The 4,765-nt window shown below is 43.4% G+C and carries 4 protein-coding genes; all 4 read right to left on the minus strand.

Annotated elements, in window-relative coordinates:
* Positions 1-45: 45 nt before the first annotated feature.
* The 4 genes from B4N75_RS08960 to B4N75_RS08975 all read right to left on the minus strand — a co-directional run bounded on the left by B4N75_RS08960 (position 46) and on the right by B4N75_RS08975 (position 3,725).
* Positions 46-1,698: a putative manganese-dependent inorganic diphosphatase gene (locus B4N75_RS08960; RefSeq protein ID WP_296668941.1), complete on the minus strand. Its 1,653-nt coding sequence runs from the start codon at positions 1,696-1,698 to the stop codon at positions 46-48.
* A 189-nt stretch (positions 1,699-1,887) separates the two neighbouring features.
* Positions 1,888-2,601: a DNA-binding domain-containing protein gene (locus B4N75_RS08965; protein ID WP_296022901.1), complete on the minus strand. Its 714-nt coding sequence runs from the start codon at positions 2,599-2,601 to the stop codon at positions 1,888-1,890.
* Between the two features lie 212 nt (positions 2,602-2,813).
* Positions 2,814-3,371, minus strand: a complete 558-nt coding sequence (locus tag B4N75_RS08970) for a hypothetical protein (RefSeq protein WP_296707187.1) — start codon at positions 3,369-3,371, stop codon at positions 2,814-2,816.
* A 15-nt stretch (positions 3,372-3,386) separates the two neighbouring features.
* On the minus strand, positions 3,387-3,725 hold the full coding sequence (locus B4N75_RS08975) for a helix-turn-helix domain-containing protein (RefSeq protein WP_296022910.1): 339 nt from the start codon (positions 3,723-3,725) through the stop codon (positions 3,387-3,389).
* Positions 3,726-4,765 lie beyond the last annotated feature (1,040 nt).

Raw genomic sequence — 4,765 nt, forward strand, 5'->3', positions numbered from 1 at the left:
ATTAAACTGTCATTGCCGTGCTTGACACGGCAATCCGCCCGAATTTTAATAATTTTCAAATTCGCCAATCAATTCGCCTATAATCGGAATCAGCTGTTTTTTGCGGCTGACTATGTCTTTTAAGAAATAAACCTGCTCTTCAACCTTAGGAAAATGCAGAAAATCCATGAACTTTTTTTCGCCTGCAACGAGCATCAGCGAATTTAGATTTGAAATGTCTGTTGCCAAAAGCGCGCTGAACAGCGCTTTCCGCTCTTTTTTCTGTTCCTCCAGCTGGGCGATAAATTCTTCTTTCCGCCTTAGAATTTCCTGGGTTCCGTCAACTTCAATCTGGCTTACGGTAAATGTCTCTCCGGCCTCAGAGTATTCTTTTAAGTCCTGGGCGATAATCTGCAATGCGGTTCTGTCTTTAATGCGGCTTCCGGCCTTTATTATTTCTTCGCCGAAAGATTGAATTTCAAGGCCTGTAATCTTGCTCAGAATATTGGCGATTTCGACGTCTGTTTTAGTTGTCGTAGCCGACTTTAAAATCAAGGTGTCGCTCAAAATTCCGCTCAAAAGAAGGCTTGCGATTTTTACAGGAATTTCAATCTTGTTTTCTATAAAGAGCCTTGAGATAATTGTGGAAGTTGAGCCAAGAGGCATATTTATAAAAGTAATCGGACTTTTTGTCGGGGCAGGGCCTATTCTGTGGTGATCGATTATTTCCGCGATTGTGTAGTTTTCGATTCCATCGACCGCCTGAGAAAGCTCGTTATGGTCAACAAGCGCAACTTCAAGGTCAGGCTCGTTGTGGAGATCTATTTCCGACATAATTCCAATCACCTTGTTTTCGTCGTCAACAACAGGAAGAAGACGCAGCGGACTTGAGAGAATTTCTTTTTTTACGTTTGCAAGCAGGTCTTTTGCCTGGAGCGCTTTTAGAGAAGTATTTGCAACCTTAAAAACCGGAACCGAATACATAATGAGCATAGAAGTTGAAGAAGTGTTGAGCGGGCTTAAAATTATTGTTGTTCCGATTTTTTTTGCAAGCTCAATTACCTTTGGGCTTGGAGTCCTTGAGCCTGTTATGATTAAAATATCCGCCTTGTTTTCGAGGCAGAAAAGCTGAATGTCTTCGCGGTCGCCGGTTACAACGATAACCGGCTGCGAAAGGTGGGATTTGAGAGTGTTGGAAAAAGAAGAAAAGCTTGTCGATGCCAGAATAATCTTAAATTCGCGCTGCCTTTCCGGATTGTGCTCGCTCAAAAAAGAGGCTTTTAGTGTTTCCTTTAAAAGCTTTGCCGAAGTAAAAAGCGAAAGATGGTGCATCGGGTCAAAGTTGTCAAAAATGCTCTTAAAAATCAAGTCGCTGGAAATAAGCCCCTTGTAAAGCCCGGATTTGTCAACGACAGGAAGAACATTTACTTTTTTGTCGCGCATCTTGCTGACCGCATTCCAGATCGACTCGTTTTCGCCGGTTGTAATTGCGCCTTTGTGCATGAAATATTCGACCTTTGGCAAAAGGTCTGGAATAAAAAGAGGCGGGGAGATCCCGAATTTCTTGTAAATATAGTCAGTCTGCGGATTTAAGTGTCCTGCGCGGCATGCAGAATAATGCTCAAAGCCCATCTTTTTTTTCAAAAGCTCAAGAGCAGTGCTGCTGACAATCGAATCAGTGTCAGGGTTTTTGTGCCCAAAAATAAGAATCCTCTTCATAAAATCACCCCAAAGTCTTGCGAAGATTGTAGCCCAAAAACAAAAAAAAATGAATTCCAATAGATTATCGGGTCAAGCCTGTAATGACAGCAGGCTCAAGCCGATAATGACAGTTTTTTTGTCATTGCCGTGCTTGACGCCGCGCGCCTTTAAAAAGATGCGCGGCGGCCGCCTATAAATGGGCGGACTTTACGCTACCATGATTTCGGAGTCGATGTTCGCGGTAAAATAGGTGCTTCCGGGCTTTGTTACAACGCTTATGCTGTAGCTTCCGGCGCTCAGGCTGGAAGGAACTACAATATCCACAATGTTTGAGCCGCGGCGGTTGTAGGTTTCCATGCGGACCGGGCCGGTTTCGTTTTCCAGAAACACACCCTGCGCATTGTCCTCAATGTCAAAAGAAAGGTTTCTTCCGTGCAGCCGGAGCGTTTTTCCCGTAGCCGCGCTTAAAATGCTGCTTTCGCTTGCGTCTTTTTGAAGGACTGTAACCCTGTAGATTTTCGCCTCTCCAGATACGTCTGGCGGAAGCTGCCTGTATTCAAGCTTTGACTTTATCTGTGAAAAAGCGGCGGCGCTTGCGGTAAACAAAAGCCCCAGCGCATGGTTTCCAGTCCCTGGCGCAAATCCGTCTTGAATATTGGCGCAAGTTCCTGTGGCGTTGGCGCGGAGCGAGCCGAACGGAAGCTCCACGTTGTAGCCTTTTGAAATATACTTTACAACGATTTTTTCCATTACAGAAAGCATTCCAAGATAGTCTGCCTCTGTAAAAGAGGAGTTCCAGTCCGCCATTTCCGCGGCAAGTTTTTCCTGGCTCAAAGTCTGAGAGCAAGAGCTTCTAAAGCAGAAGCCGTCCTTTGATTCATCGCTAATAAGTGAATTTTTTATAGTTTTGATATTTAACATAATGTTTTCCTTGCAATAAAATTGCTTTTTTTCGTACCGGCGCAAAGAATCGTGCGCATTCGATTTTCATTGACAAGGAGAGCCAGATATGATAGAATCATAATCGCTTAGAATTTGATTGGGAATCAATATTGGCTCCCGGCTAGAAAGCCTTTTTCCGCAAGTGTTGACGCGCTTACCGAAACAGGCTTTTTTTTATTTATAGAATGCTTTCATGCCACCTCCTTTTTTCCTATGCACTTTCTTATGCTGTCCATAAAAAAGTCTTTTCCTTCGAGCTGCACAGCCCTCATTCCTATATGGAACTTTTCTTCCATCATGAACATAAGGCTCATAGCCATTGAAAAACAGGTTGCCTCAACTTCGCCGTTTATGCTCTGCTGTGTGTGCCGCAGCCTTATATGCGCAAATTCGTGCAGGATAATTTGCATTGTCTCCACAGCGTTATGGCTGTCGTTGTATGCAATCATCCTAAGCTGTTCTCTGGTTTCATTGTCTGGAAACAAAAGACAGACTCCCTCGTCCCATAGGCTTAGGGAATTTTCTTTGAACCGCTCGAGATTTTCCGGCGAAAAGGATGAGAATTTTTTGACTTTAATTCCCATGCCTTCAATCATCTTTTTGTAGTCAAAGCCTTCCTTATAGTATTCTTCCTCGCTCAGCACGGAAAACACTTCAAGAAGAATCTCATTTATCCGCCACGGCGGGAGAATATACTTTTTCCCGCCTGCAATCTGCGGCGCTGTGATGTTTTTAATAGCTTTTTCCATAAGCCTCCTTTTTGCTTAATCGCCTTCTGGACGTTTGTACTCGTCCATCAGAATTTCCATAAGATTTTTTTTCTGATTGTAGCTTAAGTCATCCTTGCTCGAGGCAAGCAGTATCTTCAGCTGGTCGTAACCGTAGCTGGAGTCGTTCCCAATCAGATAGTCGGTTGTTGTGTGAAGTGTGTTCGCAATGTTTGCAAGCACATCCGTTCTTGGCAGGCGTCCGCTTGTCATGTAGCGGCTGAACGCAGCCTCTGTGATTCCGCAAATCTCGCAAAGCTTTTTCTGCGAGTAGCGGTTCTCCTTCATAAGTTTTTTTACCCTCCCTGCAAAGAATTTTTCTTTTTCTGCTGCCATATACTACCCCCATAAAAAGTCAAGATTAAAACTTGAGTTTTAAGATTGACTTTTTAAGTTGTTTCGCAACAAAGTGAGAAACAACAGATGATAAAAAAGTTTGCAACACAAACTTTTAAAGATAAAAACAGACGCCATTTCCGGCTGTTTTTATCTTACCTCCTTTATAAAGGCTGAAAACTTTAGCCGCATATTGCGCGCTAATTTATTTTGTAAGACGGAAGCAGTTTATTCATCTTACTATCAATAAACTATTATACTTTAGGTTAATTGTCAATAAAAAATTGCACAAAATTTGCTAAAAGTATAATAAAAATTTCTAAAAAGTATATCAAAGTCTTTCTGATGTGCCGCCGTAATCTTTCTGATGTACTGTCCGAATGATTTGGATGTACTGTCAGAATGATTTGGTCGTGCCGCCGGAATGATTTGGATGTACTGTCAAAAGGATTTGGATGTACTGTCAGAATGATTTGGACGTGCCGCCGGAAAAATCCTGCAGGCCTTATGGAAAGGCGTTCTTGTGTCCTAGATAAAAAACTGTGTTAAATGTTATATTATTATACACGGCAATCTGTCAGCATGGGATTATCGGGTCAAGCCCGATAATGACAGTAGGGCGAGCCAGATAATGACAGCAAGGCAAGCCAGATAATGACACTTTGTTTTTTGTCATTGCCGTGCTGATTAAACTGTCATTGCCGTGCTTGACACGGCAATCTGTCTGTATGGGGTTATCGGGTCAAGCCCGATAATGACAGTAGGGCAAGCCGGTAATGACAGCAGTGCAAGCCGGTAATGACAGTAGGGCAAGCCCGATAATGACAGCAGGGCAAGCCGGTAATGACAGTAGGGCAAGCCCGATAATGACAGTAGGGCAAGCCGGTAATGACAGCAGGGCAAGCCTGGTAATGACAGCAAGGCAAGCCCGATAATGACACTTTGTTTTTTGTCATTGCCGTGCTTGACACGGCAATCTGTCTGTATGGGATTATCGGGTCAAGCCCGATAATGACAGTAGGGCAAGCTGGTAATGACAG

It is taken from the genome of Treponema sp. UBA7570 (assembly GCA_002477955.1).
In the GTDB taxonomy this organism is placed as follows: domain Bacteria; phylum Spirochaetota; class Spirochaetia; order Treponematales; family Treponemataceae; genus Treponema_D.

Coding starts and splice junctions, on each gene's coding strand:
- B4N75_RS08970 (WP_296707187.1), bottom strand. CDS start 3,371: ATGGAAAAAGCTATTAAAAACATCACAGCGCCGCAGATTGCAGGCGGG.
- B4N75_RS08975 (WP_296022910.1), bottom strand. CDS start 3,725: ATGGCAGCAGAAAAAGAAAAATTCTTTGCAGGGAGGGTAAAAAAACTT.
- B4N75_RS08960 (WP_296668941.1), bottom strand. CDS start 1,698: ATGAAGAGGATTCTTATTTTTGGGCACAAAAACCCTGACACTGATTCG.
- B4N75_RS08965 (WP_296022901.1), bottom strand. CDS start 2,601: ATGTTAAATATCAAAACTATAAAAAATTCACTTATTAGCGATGAATCA.